General features: G+C 57.1%; 14 protein-coding genes. 6 read left to right on the forward strand and 8 right to left on the reverse strand.

Annotated elements, in window-relative coordinates:
• A partial coding sequence (locus E4P00_RS12725) for a hypothetical protein (protein ID WP_248131642.1) occupies positions 1 to 192 on the reverse strand: 192 nt, incomplete at its 3' end.
• Positions 193 to 352: 160 nt separating this feature from the next.
• Here E4P00_RS12725 and E4P00_RS12730 point away from each other — a divergent pair.
• The 6 genes from E4P00_RS12730 to E4P00_RS12755 all read left to right on the forward strand — a co-directional run bounded on the left by E4P00_RS12730 (position 353) and on the right by E4P00_RS12755 (position 8449).
• Complete coding sequence (locus E4P00_RS12730; RefSeq protein WP_034117832.1) at positions 353 to 622, forward strand: DUF6124 family protein; 270 nt, start codon at positions 353 to 355, stop codon at positions 620 to 622.
• Positions 623 to 911: 289 nt separating this feature from the next.
• Positions 912 to 1118: a hypothetical protein gene (locus E4P00_RS12735; protein WP_130925956.1), complete on the forward strand. Its 207-nt coding sequence runs from the start codon at positions 912 to 914 to the stop codon at positions 1116 to 1118.
• On the forward strand, positions 1118 to 2005 hold the full coding sequence (locus tag E4P00_RS12740) for a hypothetical protein (RefSeq protein WP_248131644.1): 888 nt from the start codon (positions 1118 to 1120) through the stop codon (positions 2003 to 2005). Before E4P00_RS12735 ends, E4P00_RS12740 begins: the two co-directional genes overlap by 1 nt.
• Positions 2006 to 2189: 184 nt before the next feature.
• Entirely contained in the window at positions 2190 to 4556 is a 2367-nt protein-coding gene (locus tag E4P00_RS12745) for a DEAD/DEAH box helicase family protein (RefSeq protein WP_248131645.1), read from the forward strand.
• Between the two features lie 84 nt (positions 4557 to 4640).
• Positions 4641 to 6110 carry a class I SAM-dependent DNA methyltransferase gene (locus E4P00_RS12750; RefSeq protein ID WP_248131647.1) on the forward strand — a complete coding sequence of 490 codons (1470 nt, stop codon included), beginning with the start codon at positions 4641 to 4643 and terminating at the stop codon, positions 6108 to 6110.
• The gene (locus E4P00_RS12755; protein WP_248131649.1) at positions 6107 to 8449 is read left to right on the forward strand and encodes a restriction endonuclease subunit S; all 2343 of its coding nucleotides are present in this window, start codon (positions 6107 to 6109) and stop codon (positions 8447 to 8449) included. Before E4P00_RS12750 ends, E4P00_RS12755 begins: the two co-directional genes overlap by 4 nt.
• Positions 8450 to 8823: 374 nt before the next feature.
• Here the strand turns inward: E4P00_RS12755 and E4P00_RS12760 are convergent, their stop codons facing one another.
• Genes E4P00_RS12760 through E4P00_RS12790 form a run of 7 tightly spaced genes read right to left on the reverse strand, consistent with a single transcriptional unit; the run spans position 8824 to position 15121 of the window.
• Positions 8824 to 10194 carry an ATP-binding protein gene (locus tag E4P00_RS12760; protein WP_078822357.1) on the reverse strand — a complete coding sequence of 457 codons (1371 nt, stop codon included), beginning with the start codon at positions 10192 to 10194 and terminating at the stop codon, positions 8824 to 8826.
• Entirely contained in the window at positions 10194 to 10853 is a 660-nt protein-coding gene (locus tag E4P00_RS12765) for a response regulator (RefSeq protein ID WP_216092118.1), read from the reverse strand. Before E4P00_RS12765 ends, E4P00_RS12760 begins: the two co-directional genes overlap by 1 nt.
• A gap of 11 nt (positions 10854 to 10864) precedes the next feature.
• Positions 10865 to 11509: a tetratricopeptide repeat protein gene (locus E4P00_RS12770; protein WP_248131651.1), complete on the reverse strand. Its 645-nt coding sequence runs from the start codon at positions 11507 to 11509 to the stop codon at positions 10865 to 10867.
• A complete protein-coding gene (locus E4P00_RS12775) occupies positions 11506 to 12315 on the reverse strand; it encodes an SDR family oxidoreductase (RefSeq protein WP_248131653.1) in 810 nt (269 codons plus the stop codon). The genes E4P00_RS12770 and E4P00_RS12775 overlap by 4 nt, the downstream gene beginning before the upstream one ends.
• Positions 12302 to 12976: an iron-containing redox enzyme family protein gene (locus tag E4P00_RS12780; protein WP_228308991.1), complete on the reverse strand. Its 675-nt coding sequence runs from the start codon at positions 12974 to 12976 to the stop codon at positions 12302 to 12304. Before E4P00_RS12780 ends, E4P00_RS12775 begins: the two co-directional genes overlap by 14 nt.
• On the reverse strand, positions 12973 to 14454 hold the full coding sequence (locus tag E4P00_RS12785) for an AMP-binding protein (protein WP_078822362.1): 1482 nt from the start codon (positions 14452 to 14454) through the stop codon (positions 12973 to 12975). Before E4P00_RS12785 ends, E4P00_RS12780 begins: the two co-directional genes overlap by 4 nt.
• Positions 14444 to 15121, reverse strand: coding sequence for a thermostable hemolysin (locus E4P00_RS12790; protein ID WP_248131655.1), 678 nt, complete (start codon positions 15119 to 15121; stop codon positions 14444 to 14446). The genes E4P00_RS12785 and E4P00_RS12790 overlap by 11 nt, the downstream gene beginning before the upstream one ends.
• Positions 15122 to 15262: the final 141 nt, after the last annotated feature.

Genomic DNA, 15262 nt, shown 5'->3' on the forward strand with positions numbered 1-15262 from the left:
CGGGTTTTGTCGTTTCTGGGGTTTAAAAGGCCCGACTGACGGGCCTTCGGATTTTTCCTTCAACATTTCGCGCCATTGATGAACTGGCGCAGCCCCCTCCATCACGCTAAATTTTCCTCGTCGCTGCTCATCAGCGACCGGCTTTGACAGGCCGAAAAGTGTAACCTTCACACCCCTTTGGTAAAGCGGCATGCACTACGCATTCCGACTCGTTCATGGCGGCTGTGCGTGGGGCATCTTCGGGTGCGCCGGGTTCCTACACTTCCGGTCTGTCAACCTGCGTACAGCTGCCACCCAATCCTGTTTGACAGCAGGGGGTGGTAGCTCCATTAAACAGTGTGGGAGCTTCCTCATGAAAAAGATTACCCCCAATCCGCCAACGACCCTCTTTACCCTCGCCCCAGACATCCCCACCGAAACCCTGCTGGTCCAAGCCAGTGAAACCCTCGCTTCGCTGAACGCTATGACCACAGATCTGGCATTTGAGCTAGAGGGCTCGCACCGCCACAAGCTGCTGGCTGCTCAGCAACTAGTCGTTTTGGGTGAGTTGTTACTGGAGAGGGTGCTGGATACGCTGACATTCACAGGCAGTACGCAAGTGTCCAATTGTGAGCAGACATAGAGTGCTGCCTCGTGCGAACGATTTTTATGGTTCAGCTGAGTTGGGCGTCCCTTCATCTTGACTTTTATCTTGACAACTGGTTATCTCGATAAAGATCGTGGCGCTTCGCTCGATATGCGCAGTCCAGGCGCCGAGGGTCTGTGTAACAGGCCCTCGGCGCCTGGACGGCCTGATGACTATGCATTTCGTCGGCTAAAGCCTTGCAGCCACTGCTCTTCACCTGTAATTGCGCCAACTGGATGTGCTAACCTTCAGTCCAAGTCTATTCCCCCTTACGGGTACTTTCGCCATGATCAGCGGCCACCAGCATTCAAAAGACCTTAGCTTTGCGGAAATGATGAGCCTAAAAAGCAGCTCACGTGACCGCCAGGTTGATGCTGTCTATGCAGCTGACCCTCAGATGCTTGAAATGGCTGCTGCCCGTGCCAAAGCCGCCCTTCGTGGCAACTCTGCTTCAATCGCTCGCCCACAACGATTCTCTGCGCTAAGCAACTGATGCCCGAAGCGGTAAACGAAGACGCTCCGTTCGCCCTACTTGAACGTTCAGAGCTCTTCGCTTTCCTGCTCGATCTAATTCAGCGCGTCTACCGTCCCTCAATTCAATCGGCTGTCACCGATTACGGCCTTGTGATCGTTGGCGGGCAATCGCTTACGCTTTGGGCCCGGCAATACCTCATCGACGAAATGACAGGCGAGGATGTCGGATTCGTCACTAGCGATGACTTGGACTTTATCGGCAAGCCCAACTCTATTGATTATTGCGCCCAGATGATGGGCGTCCCTTTTCGCAAGGCGAAGATGGACGACAACACGATAAATATTGCCGCCGCGTACATTGACTGGGTTGACGGTAAAGAGGTCATCGTCGATATCCTGGAAATGGACAGCGTAGGGGGCGCGCCCAAAAAAGAGATTTTCAAGTATTTATCCGTCCTGGATATCGAAGGTGTGCAGGTCGCCGTCATCGACCCCATCACGTGTTTAAAGTCCCGTTTGTTCAATCTATTCGCTTACTGGCAGGATCGAAAGCACCGGGAGTCAGTGCGAGTGAAGATCGCACTACGCGCATCGAACCACTACCTGCGCGACTTGCTCGTTCATGATGGGTATCGAGTCATATCAGAGCATATCCATCGAATTAAGGCCTTGGCCCTGACACCGCTCGGCAAGCGTGTTTATGTCGAATATGGAATCGACGTGCTGGACGCCATCCCCTACGATCCGGCGCTGTTTCCAGCGGCCTACATGGATCGGGAACGACCGAACATGCTCCGCCAAATTGGTTATGTACGCCGACGGAAGTTAATTCAGTACCAACGATTCGCTTGTGGCCCTATCCACCCTAGCCATCTTCAGCCCGCTGCAGAGAACGATCCAAGATAAAGGAATCGGGACGACGCAAAACACTCGCGCTGTCATGGCCTCGACTCATCTTGCCTACAGCTTCAACCACCAAAATCTGATCTTCCCCCGTGCCACCATCAAACAAGGTACATTTACGCCCATCGAGCACGATCAGCAGTGCCGGAATGGAGCGACCAGGCCGGCTTGAAAGGGAATTGGGGTTATGGACAAAAAGTCGCTTTCCGAGCGGGACATCTGCAGCAAGTACATCGCCCCAGCCGTTCAGCAAGCTGGATGGGACATGCATAAGCAGGTGCGCGAGGAAGTCAGCTTTACCAAAGGCCGCATCATCGTCCGGGGTAAACTGCACAGCCGCGGCGAAGCACGCCGCGCAGACTTCATCCTCTACCATCAGGCCAACCTGCCTATCGCTGTAATCGAGGCGAAGGACAACAAGCACTCCGTTGGCTCCGGCATGCAGCAAGCCCTGGGCTATGCAGAGGCCCTGGACGTACCGTTCGTGTTCTCCAGCAATGGCGATGGCTTCCTGTTTCACGACCGCAGTGGCACAGGCGGCCAGGTAGAAACCGAACTTACCCTTGATCAATTCCCCAGCCCTGCCGAACTTTGGCACCGCTACTGCCAGTGGAAGGGGCTGGATACAACAGCCCAACACAAGATCGAAGCGCCCTACTACGACGACGGCTCCGGGCGCATGCCTCGCTATTACCAGATGAATGCCATCAATCGCACCGTCGAGGCTGTGGCGCGCGGCCAGGACCGAATCCTGCTGGTGATGGCCACGGGTACCGGAAAAACATACACCGCCTTCCAAATCATCTGGCGGCTGTGGAAATCGAAACAGAAGAAACGCATCCTGTTTCTGGCCGACCGCAACATCCTGGTCGACCAGACCAAGAACAACGACTTCAAGCCCTTCGGCCAGGCGATGACCAAAATCGCCAAACGCCAGATCGATACCTCCTACGAGATCTACCTGTCGCTCTATCAGGCCGTCACCGGCACTGATGAAGAAATGAACATCTACAAGCAGTTCTCCCGCGACTTCTTCGACCTGATCGTGATCGACGAATGTCACCGTGGCAGCGCCTCCGAGGATTCCGCCTGGCGTGAAATCCTCGACTATTTCTCCAGTGCCACCCATGTCGGCCTTACCGCCACACCGAAGGAGACCAATGAGGTATCCAGCATCACCTACTTCGGTGAACCGATTTACAGCTATACCTTGAAGCAAGGCATCGAAGACGGCTTTCTCGCCCCCTACAAAGTGGTGCGTATTGACTTCGATAAAGACCTGCAAGGCTGGCGGCCACCCAAAGGCATGCTCGATAAGAATGGCGAGCTGATCGAAGACCGCATCTACAACCTCAAGGATATGGATCGCACCCTGGTGATCGAGGCGCGCACCCAACTGGTGGCGCAGAAGGTCACCGAACTCCTCAAGGCCACCGATCCGTTTCAGAAAACCATCATCTTCTGCGACGACATCAACCACGCCGAGCGCATGCGCCAGGCACTGGTCAACCTCAACCCCGAGCGTGTGGCCGAGAATCGCAAATACGTCATGCGTATCACCGGCGATGATCAGGAAGGCAAGGCTGAGCTGGATAACTTCATCAACCCGGAAGAACGCTACCCGGTGATTGCCACCACCAGCAAGCTGATGACCACCGGCGTCGATGCTCAGACCTGCAAGCTGATCGTGCTCGACCAGCACATCAAATCGATGACCGAGTTCAAGCAAATCATCGGTCGCGGCACTCGCATCAACGAGGACTACGGCAAGTACTGGTTCACCATCATGGACTTCAAAAAGGCCACCGAGCTGTTTGCCGACCCGGCCTTCGACGGCGACCCAGTAGTGATCTACGCCCCAGAAGGCGATGACTCCCCCGTACCGCCGGATGACCCGCTTGCCGATGAAGATGGCATCAGCGCAGGCAACGATAACGAGGGTGATGACCTGGATTTCACCGGCGAAGAAGAGGGCAAAAAACGCATCAAATATGTCATCGACAACGTCCCGATTTATGTCATCGCCGAGCGTGTGCAGTATTACGGCCCGGATGGCCGACTGATCACCGAATCGCTGCACGACTACACCCGCACCTGCGTACAAAAGCAGTTCGCCTCGCTGGATGACTTTTTTCGGCGCTGGAGTGATGCCGAACAGAAGAAAGCCATCATCGACGAAATGGCCGCCCAGGGTGTGATGTGGGAAGCCCTGGCCGAGGAAGTGGAAAAGAAACAGGGCAAGCCCCTCGATCCATTCGACCTGATCTGTCACGTCGCCTTCGACCAACCGCCACTGTCGCGTAAAGAGCGCGCCGAGCAGGTGAAAAAGCGCAACTACTTCGCCAGGTATTCCGGCGCAGCACGCCAAGTACTCGAAGCGTTGCTGGATAAATATGCCGACACCGGTATCGAGCATATCGAGGACATCAAAATCCTCCAGCTAGACCCCTTCAGCCGAATAGGTGCGCCCATCGAACTGGTCAAGGCATTTGGCGGCAAGGCTGGCTACAACAAGGCCATCCATGAACTGGAAGACGAGCTTTACGCCAGTTAAAGTGCCACCCCGTTACTCGGCCTAAGCAGCAACTTGCTGCCTAGCGCCACGAATCCTTTTTTGCAGCACCTCAGTGAGATACCCATGTCCATCAGCTCAACCATCAAATCCATCCAGGACATCATGCGCAAAGACGTGGGCGTCGATGGCGACGCCCAGCGTATCGGCCAGTTGGTCTGGCTACTGTTCCTGAAGATCTTCGATGACCGCGAGCTGGAATGGGAACTGATGGACGACAACTACCGCTCGCCCATCCCCGAAAGCTGCCGTTGGCGCACCTGGGCCGCCGACCCGGAAGGCATGACCGGCGATGCGCTGAAGGACTTCATCGATAATAACCTGTTCCCGCAGCTGCAGAACCTGCACGAGTACAGCAACACGCCCTCCGCCTTTGTGGTGCGCGGCGTGTTTGAAGACGCCTACAACTACATGAAATCCGGCCAGTTGCTGCGCCAGGTGATCAACAAGATTCAGGAAGGCGTGGACTTCAACAAAGCCCAGGAGCGCCACGAGTTCGGCAACCTCTACGAGCAACTGCTGCGCGATCTGCAGAACGCTGGCAACGCCGGTGAGTTCTACACCCCGCGCCCTGTCACCGAATTTATGGTGCGCATGGTTGATCCCAAGTTGGACGAAAAGGTCATGGACCCGGCCTGCGGCACCGGCGGTTTTCTCACCTGTGCCATCGAACACAAACGCAGCCGCTATGTAAAAACCGCCGAAGACGAACGCACCCTGCAGGCCAGCATTTTCGGCGTGGAGAAAAAGCCGCTGCCGCACCTGCTGGCCACCACGAACATGATCCTGCACGGCATTGAGGTGCCCAACCAGATTCGCCACGACAATACCCTGAGCAAACCGCTGATCAGTTGGGGGCCAAGCGAGCGCGTGCACTGCATCGTCGCCAATCCGCCGTTCGGTGGCATGGAAGAAGACGGCATCGAAACCAACTTCCCTGCGGCCTTTCGCACTCGTGAGACCGCAGACCTGTTTTTAGTGCTGATCATGCAGCTGCTCAAAGACGGTGGCCGCGCCGCTGTGGTGCTGCCCGATGGCTTTCTGTTTGGCGAAGGCATCAAAAGCCGCATCAAGGAAAAGCTGCTCACCGAGTGCAACCTGCACACCATCGTTCGCCTGCCCAACGGCGTGTTCAATCCCTATACCGGCATCAAGACCAACCTGCTGTTCTTCACCAAGGGCACACCGACCAAACAGGTTTGGTTCTACGAGCACCAGTATCCGGCCGGTGTGAAGAATTACTCCAAGACCCGCCCCATGCGTATCGAAGAGTTCGCCGTTGAAGAGGCCTGGTGGGGCAAAGAGACCGACGGTTTTGCTGCACGGGTAGAGTGCGAATTCGCCTGGAAGGTCAGTGTCGAAGACCTGCAAGCGCGCAACTGGAACCTGGACTGCAAAAACCCGCATATCGGCGAGCAGATCAGCCATGACCCGAACGAACTGCTGCGCAACTACGCCAACCTGCAAATCGAAATCAATGATCTGCGCGACCAACTCAAAGCAGTGCTGGCTGAAGCCTTGGAGCGTCAGGTATGACGGCGTTACTCACCGATAAACTGCCGCTGTTGGCCGGCGCGCCCAATGGCATTAAGAAATTGCGTGAACTAATTCTGGAGCTCGCAGTGCGCGGCAAGTTAGTGGCGCAAGACCCAAGCGATGAGCCGGCCAGCGATTTACTGAAGCGGATTGCGGAGGAAAAAGCACGATTGATGTCTGAAGGGGCGATCAAGAAAGGAAAGACAGTAGATGACTCAGTAGCCGAAATTTCTTACCCAATACCGTCTACCTGGGCCGTCGCCTCCCTTGGTCAGGTCGTCGAGATCGTTCGTGGAATTACTTTCCCTGCCAGCGAGAAGTCGAGAGTTCCAGAGTGCGGACGTGTTGCTTGCCTACGAACTGCAAACGTACAGAACGAAATTGAATGGGACGATCTGCTTTACATTCGCGACAGTTTTATCTCTCGACCAGATCAGTACGTCCAGCCGCATGACATTGTTATGTCGATGGCAAACAGCCGGGAACTAGTAGGAAAAGTTGCTCTGATTGGTTCATCGCTTGATCAGCCAACAACATTCGGTGGATTTCTCGGCGTTCTACGCCCAGTGCTGATCGAACCTCGATTTGTAATGGCACTACTGCGTACGCCTCATGCTCGGAGCGTCTTAATTGAGAGCGCGAGCCAAACCACGAACATTGCCAATGTGTCTCTGGCAAAGCTTCGCCCCTTGCCGTTTGCCATCCCTCCACTCGCTGAACAACACCGTATCGTCGCTAAAGTCGATGAACTGATGGCTCTGTGCGCCCGCCTAGAAGCCCAGCAGGCCGACGCCGGAAGCGCCCACGCCCAACTGGTGCAAGCGCTGCTCGACAGCCTAACGCAAGCCAGCGACGCCACCGATTTCGCCACCAACTGGCAGCGCCTGGCTGAACACTTCCACACCTTGTTCGCCACAACCTCCAGCATCAACGCCCTCAAACAGACCCTGCTGCAATTGGCCGTCATGGGCAAGTTAGTACCGCAAGATCAAAACGATGAGCCCGCCAGCAAGCTGCTTGAACGCATTTCAAATACTCGCTTAAACCATCGGGATAAAAAGCAGAAATCTATCGCGGATATTTCCGAGGTAGAAAAGCCCTTTGAACTACCGAGCAATTGGGCATGGGTAACTTTACCGGCAGTGGGCGAACTCGCCCGAGGTAAGTCGAGGCATCGACCTCGAAATGACCCATCTCTGTATACGGAGGGAAATGTTCCTTTGATTCAAACAGGCGATGTTGCTCGGGCCAACGGAGTAGTTAAAACATACAGCGCTCTATACAACGCTAAAGGTGTTGAGCAAAGTCGCTTGTGGCCTACTGGTACCATGTGCATCACCATTGCGGCGAATATTGGTGACAGTGCCGTTCTCGGTTTCGACGCCTGTTTCCCCGACAGCGTTGTGGGTTTCACTCCTGATTTTCCCGAGCTAGACGTTCGTTATTTTGAGTTTTTCCTACGCACTGCAAAGTCACATCTTGAGGACTTCGCACCATCTACCGCTCAGAAAAATATCAACTTGGAAATTCTTGGATTACTGTGTGTGCCATTACCGCCTGCAAATGAAATGCACCGTATCGTCGCAAAAGTCGACCGACTTACGGTCCTCTGTGACCACCTAAACTCCTATCTGAATCAGGCCCGCCAACTGAACGAACAGCTGGCTAGCGCTCTGGTCGAGCGCGCCCTTACCGATGATAGCCAGCGAGTACTAATTGTTCCGGATCGGCTAATTGGGCGCACTTTGCTCGCCGCCGAAATCACTCACCAGCTGCACGGCCAACGGACATTTGGTCAGCGCAAGCTGCAAAAGGTGATTTACCTGGTTGAACATGTTGCCAAGCTCGCAGCGATACAAGGCGAGTATCTCCGCGATGCTGCCGGCCCACATGACCGCCAGTTGATGAATAAGGTCGAAGGCGAGATGCTAAACCATCAGTGGTATGAACGCATCGAGCGCGAGACTGTTGGCCATGCTTACCGCCCGCTTTCCCAAGCAGGGCAGCATAGGCAGGCGTATAACAGCGTCTGGTCGGCCGCTGAGCGGGCCACCATTGAGCAGGTCATCGAACTAATGCGGGACTGGGATACAGATCGTTGTGAAATGACTGTGACGCTCTATGCCGCCTGGAACGACTTTATTCTCGAAGGCCGCCCGGTTTCCGATGACGCCATCGTGGACGAAGTCATGCATAGCTGGAACGACACCAAGCTGCGCTTCGGCAAAACCGAATGGTTGGCGGTACTCGAGGAGATGAAGAAGCACAAAGTCCTCATGCCCAGCGGTTTCGGCAAACGCACCACAGGCGGCATGCTCAGCTTGCCCGGTTTCGATTAAACAGATGATCCTTTTGGCTGCCCTCTGCAAGACTCGGATACGAAGCATATTGCTCAATCCAACTTCTCGCGGTATTCCAGTTGGTATTCCAAAGAAATTCAGAAACCCATATTAATCAATTAAATCAAGCACCTAAAAATCCAGTTCAGATTACCCCGGCCCACCAACTCAACAAAAAAGACGTCCCCCAGACGTCTTTTTCCATCCCTAAAACCCAGTCCCCAAAAGAATTTCACAGCTACGATAAACTTTGAAACCGTCCCGCATCCCAGCCGCTTCGTTATCCCAAGCGTCCCCCCCAACCTGCCACCCCCCGCCCCGCAACATGTTTCACCGCCTATACGAAACAAAATAATCGGCTGGATGCTTTGCAATTATTCCGTAGCTGGAATTGATAACGTCGCCCTCAACCCCCCTTCTGCCCGGTTTGCCAGTTCGATACGTCCATTCAAACGCGTGGCGATGGTGTTGACGATGGTTAGCCCTAACCCGGCTCCTTGCGCCGTGCCACGGCTGTAGAAACGCTCAAATAATCGCTCTCTACATGACTCGTCAATTCCCGGCCCCTGGTCGTCGACGGTCAAATGACAGAAGCCATCCGCCTGGCTCAGTTGCACAGTGATTGCGCCGTGTTCGGGAGAGAAATTGGCTGCATTGGTGATCAGGTTGTTCAGCGCGATGTCGATGGCGGCGGGGTTGGCGAATACGTGAAAGGGCTGGTCGCTGACGTCGAATATCAGTTCAAGGTTTTTGCTCAATAACCACGGTGACAGTTGCACGAGGCTGTTGCGCACGGTTTCGCTGAGGTCGATGCGCTGTAGCGGTGGCGGATTGGATTTGGGTTCCAGTCGCGCCATGGTCAGTAACTGGTTGACCAGTCGGCTGGTGCGATCAACGCCTGAGATAAGGAATTCCAGCGATTCTCGACGTTCCTGTTCTGTGCCTGCCTCCAGCAGGTTTTGCGCGTGTACCCGCAGCACGGCGAGTGGTGTACGCATTTCGTGGGCTGCGTCGGCGATGAAGCGTCGTTCGCGGCCAAGCACTTCTTGAATCTGCGCGAGCATGCGGTTGAGCGCCGCTTGCATGGGCTCAAGTTCGCTGGGCAACGGTGCCAGTTGCAATGGCTCCAGTGAACCGCTGTGGCGGGCACGCAGGGTCTCGGCCATGTTTGCCAAGGGCTTTAAGCCCCAGCCTATAGCGAGCCAGACCATCGCCGCGAGCAGTAAACTGCCGACGATGTTCGGCCATAGCGTATGACGCACGATGCGGTCGACCAGATCTGCGCGCACATCATCGCGCTCGCCAACCCAGATGCGCATGCCGTTTTGTGGGTCTTCAAGAAGGAAGGCGCGCCAATGTCGATGGTTCAAATCCACCACATCACTGAAACCCGGTTGCGTCGGCGGTGAACTGAAGGCGGGTGCGCTGGCGGTGTGCACCAACACCTCCCCGCCGGGGCTCCACACCTGAAAAGCAATTTTTCGTTCGTATGGATGACCATCGCCGCGCGGCACCGCTTCGCCCAGTGCGGTATTGAAGGCCCGGTACAGTTCGGCGTGCTGCTTGCTCGCCATTGGCATGCGCATCACGCCTTGCAATAAGCGCGCGTTCTGCGCCAGTTGAGCATCGTAAACCTCGGCGATTTCATGATTGCTATCGTGCAGGTTAAAGACGCTCAGCACCGCCAGACCGGCCAGCAGCAAACCAATGATCAGCGTTAATGTACGGCGGCGGATCGAAGTCATCAGCGCTCCTCCACCAGATAGCCCACACCTCGAATGGTACGGATCAGCTCAGTAGAGAACTTTTTGCGCAGGTGATGGATGTGCACTTCCAGGGTGTTACTTTCCGCTTCTTCATTCCAGCCATAGAGCAGTTGAATCAGTTGGTCTCGAGTCATCACCCGGCCCGGAGGTGAGAGCAGTTCATGCAGCAACTGATACTCCTTGGGCGTCAGTGCTACGAGATGGCCCTGGTAGCTGACCTGCTGGGTGCCGGGGTTGAGGATGATGCCGGCATGTTCGATCAGCGCTTGCGCGCGTCCGGCACTGCGCCGCAATAACGCTCGCAATCGCGCCTTGAGTTCGGCCAGGTCGAACGGTTTGATCAGGTAGTCGTCGGCACCGGCATCCAGGCCCGCGATGCGATCTTCGGTTGCATCGCGGGCGGTGAGAATCAACACCGGCAGGTTCGAGCCGCTGTCGCGCAGGCGCCGCAGTACTTCGAGACCGTCCATGCGTGGCAAACCGAGATCCAGCACAGCAACATCGAACGTTTCGCTGAGCAGGGCATGCAGCGCGCTGCTGCCGTCCTTGAGCCAATCGACGGTGTAGCCTTCGCGCCCCAGCGCTTGATGAATGCCTTCACCTAGCGCCACATCATCCTCAATCAGTAATAAACGCACGCGGACTCCTGTCAGTCGAGTTTCTTGTTGACGTCCACCAGCACAGTGGCGATCTCTTTGCGACGTCCCGCATCTGCCGTTTCACGGCCGGGACGCGGTGCCGCTTGCAGGGCTTTTTGCAGCGCTGCCTTAGCTTCAGCGTAGTGTTTCTGACGGTAGAGGTGATCGCCCCAGAAGTACAGGCTGTCAATGCCATCGGGGTTGAGTTGCAGCGCCTGCTTGAGCAGTTGTTCAGCTTTGTCGTTGTCGCCGAAACCGATGGGCCAGCCGGGCACACGATCATACAGCGCCGCCAGGCTGGTATAGGCCGAGCCTTGCAGAGCCTTGGGGTCGAGGGTCAGGGACTTCTCCAGGTCGGCCTTGGCTTCCTTGGCTTTGCCCAGCGCTCCGAGCCCTCCCTGGGCACCGGCCCAACTGCTGGTGACAATGCCTTTCCAGATCCAGGCTTCGGCCACCAATGGGCGCTGCGCAGTGAACGACTGGGTTTCGCTGGACAACTGTTCGAACGCGGCGGCGCGCTGTTTTTCCGCCACTTCATATTGGATATGCGCCCAGCTTTGTTGAATGCTGCTCAGGCGTTGCTGGTCGGCAGCCTCCAGCGCCCAGACGCTTTGGCTGAGGGTTGCGATCAACAGGCACGCGAAGATTTTTTTCATGGTTTGAGGGTCTCGTTGTCAGTTTTTTCGCTAAAGCGCCGGATCAGGGGCAACTGCTTTCGCAAACCTCGATCGACCAGATGCGGCAGTAGATGGTTGAGGCGCACAAAGAAGCGTTCGGGCCAGCCCAGATACAGATCACGGCGGTCACCGGCAATTGCGTGCATCACCGCCGCGGCCACGGTTTGCGGATCATCGACGTTGGCCTTGAGCGCATCGTTGAGGGCTTGCGCCGCCGCGCTGTTCATCGACGTGCGGGTGGCCCGCGGTGCGACGTAGAGCACGCTGACCCGGGTGTCGGCCAGCTCTCGGCGCAACGCTTCGGAAAACCCGCGCAGGGCAAACTTGGTCGCGCAATAGCTGGCGTAACCGGCATAGCCGATCGAACCATAGGTCGAGCCGACGTTGACTACCATGGCGCTGTCGGCCTGCTTTAGTGACGGCAGCAGTAGCTTGGTCAGGCAGATCGGCGCGCTGATGTTCACCGCGAGCATCGTATTGACGTCACTGTCATCGAGCTGTTCGAGCATGGCGAAGTGATTCACCCCGGCGGCGTTGATCAACAGATTGACTCCGCCAACCGCTTCGGCGGCAGCGAGTACTTTGCGTCGGTCGCTGAGAAACGTCAGGTCAGCCGCGACCCAGCACAGGGTGTCGGGGTAGCGTTTGAGCAGCGCAGCCAAGGCTTCCTGATGCCGCGCCACGGCCAATACTCGCGCACCCGCGGCGCACAGCGCTTCAGCGATAGCGACGCCGATACCGCCACTGGCACCGGTCAACACCACGCGCGCGTTACGCAGCTGCATGTTCAGCCTCCGCGCCACGCGGCAGGCCACGAAACATGTCGGTGTACAGTCGGTACACGACTTTTGATGCATGAATCACTGCCGCTTGATCCAGAGGATCGTCCAACTGGTTCATCAGGCGGCGGTAGGTTTGCATGTGTTCGATGTCGAGCGAACCGTGAGAACTCAGGTAACTGAAGGCGGTTTCCGGCAACGACAGATGCTCCCGAATGCTCCCTGCCGCGTGTGTGGCCAGGGCAATGCTGGTGCCTTCGAGCACATTGACCATGCCGAACAGCCCCACCGGGTTGCCTCGGGCGATCAAGTCATAAAGGTAGCTCACCATCAGCTCAATCGGCAGCGAGGGTTGGCCATCATGCACGGCCTTGCGATCACCTCCGCAGGCTGCAATGTCGTTGAGCACCCACTGTTCATGGCCGTATTCGTCTTCGATGTACTCGCACACCGCTTTGCGCAGCCATTCCAGACGTGTCGGTAAACGTGCGCCGCACGCCATCATCAACGGCACGGTGTGGCGCACGTGATAGTAGGCCTGTGCGAGAAAAGCCTGATAGCTGTCGAGGCTGACCTTACCGTGCAGCGCATCGAGGATGATCGGCAGGTTGAACAGCTCGTGGCGTTCATGCTGTGTGGCTTCTTGCAGGGTGTCGAAAAAACTCATGATGCGGATTCCTCCCGGACAACGGATTCGGTCAATTGGGCGTGGTACTGCGCGACGATGGCGTCGCGGCGTGGGCGGCCATTGGCGGTTAGAAAGCCATTGGCTGCGGTGAAGGGGTGCGGCAGGCGCGTCCACTGATGCACCTGGGCGTAATCGGGCAACGCCTCGTTGGCTTCGGCGACGGCAGCGGCTAGTTCGGCATCGGTGCAATCCGGGCGATGCGGCCAGAGCAAGGCGTGATTGCGCGGCATAGACTCGCCGTAAACGAACGCCTGGGCGATGTGGCGGCGCTGGGTCAGCTCGGACTCGACCCATTCCGGGTTGACGTTGCGCCCGTAACTGGTGACGAACTGATGCTTCTTGCGGCCCTTGAGATAAAGAAAACCCTGCGGGTCGAACTCGCCCAGGTCGCCGCTCGGCCACCACTCATCGGCGTACGGTGCTTCCCCTAGATAACCGAGCAGCATCGAGCCCTTGATCAGCACTTCACCGTCCTCTGCCAACCGCACTTCGACATGGGGCAGTGGCCGACCGACGCTGCCGGGGCGGTGCGCGCCGGGGCGATTGAGGCACACCACCGAGGCGCATTCAGACAAACCGTAACCTTCAAAAACCGGTAAGCCGACCTGTTGTGCACGGTGCAGCAAGTCTTCGGACACACGTGCACCACCGACCGCCGCAAAACGCAGGGTTTGCGGGGCAAAGGCTTGCTGTTCGGCGGCGCTGACCAGCATCAATAACAGCTGTGGCACCAGAATAAGGCTTTGCGGTGCACGCTCGGCGAGATAACCCAGCAGGTGCGGGACATCGACGCCACTGGCGCCCTGGATGCCGAGGGTTTTCTGGCTCGGCAAACTGAGCATTGCACCGGCATACAGCGCGGCATAACAGCCCAGGTTCTCCAATAGAATGGCCAATGGCAGCAGTGCCAGGTGATGTTGCGGGCTGCTGGTTTCGCTCGCCTGATCCAACTCACGTGCGACCCGTAACAGGCTGTCGGCACTCAGGCAAACACCTTTCGGCGTGCCGGTGGTGCCAGACGTGAAGGTCAGCTTGGCGGTGCCCATCGGTATGCGTCTTTGGCCACTGAAGGCGCGGCACCAGAACTCGCCGCGTTGCTCATAGCCGGCAGCGCGCAGTTCGGGCTCCAGCTCCGGTTCGGCAATCACGCGTTCGGCCTGACTCTGCTCCAGACAATGGGCGCGTTGTGCCGCGCTGAAAAACGGCGGCAGCGTTACGCAGGTCAACCCTTCGAACAATACCGCCAGATCCCAGAGCATTGCGTCGACGCCGTTGTCCAGCGCCAGGGCGACGACTTGCACCTGCTCATCGCGCAGGCGCTCCTGGCGATACAGCACTTCTGCATACAGGGTGGCGTAATCGAGCTTCAGCGTATCGCCCCACAGCGAGGTCGCGTTGTCATTGCGCCGGGCATGTTCGCGCAAGGTTTCCTGAAAGCGTTGCAGTTCAAGCGACATGGCAGGCTCCTTCAATCGGGATCGGCAAACCCAGGCGGCTGAACAGGCCGATATTGCGCAGGTGGACGAACCCGGCGCGGATGTCGCCGACGTGCACCCAGGGTTTGCTCTCGTAATAACTGCCCCAATGTTGACGCTCGTCACCCAGTCGATCCGGATCAGCGGCGCACAATGTCACCGGTTTCAGGCCGAGACGACGGAAGCTGTTGACCAGCCCGATGTTGCCGGTGAACGTCACCCATTCCAGGCCACCCATGGCCAGTAGATAGGTGATGGCGATGATGCTCAGGCGCGCGCTGCCGGTATCGCTGGCCGCCAGGTTGCCAACCTCGACAATGGCATTTCGGTCTACCGAGTGATCAGCCGCCGCGCTGATCAATGGCTCGATCGGTTCGTCCAGATACCGCTCCAGAAACAGCGGCTCAAGGTGCGCGCGACGCACGCCGGCCACTGCGCACAACTGGCCTTCACTGTTGTGCATACCGAACAGCTCGGGCATGAAGTGGCGGATGTCGGCGCCGTGGGCCTTGCGGAAACGCTGCTGGATAAAGGCTTCGAACTTCGCTCGCAAAGCGTCGTCCGGCAACGCACCCGTCAGGGTAAACGGCGGCGTTTCAGCTTGGCCGAAATGCAACGGCAGGGGTATGTTCCAGTCAAAATCGGGCATGGGCCGAACGCCTCCCTCAATGGGTTTGAGCGAAGTATCCAAGCCATTTCTTAACGAAGTCTGAAGGTGAAAGAAGGTCAACCTGAGAGTCGATCTTCAGACTCTCTTAAGACAGCACGAGCAGGGTGACGTGGCCGGTTC

Origin of the sequence: Pseudomonas sp. B329, assembly GCF_023127835.1 — a bacterium.
GTDB classification, from domain to species: domain Bacteria; phylum Pseudomonadota; class Gammaproteobacteria; order Pseudomonadales; family Pseudomonadaceae; genus Aquipseudomonas; species Aquipseudomonas synxantha_A.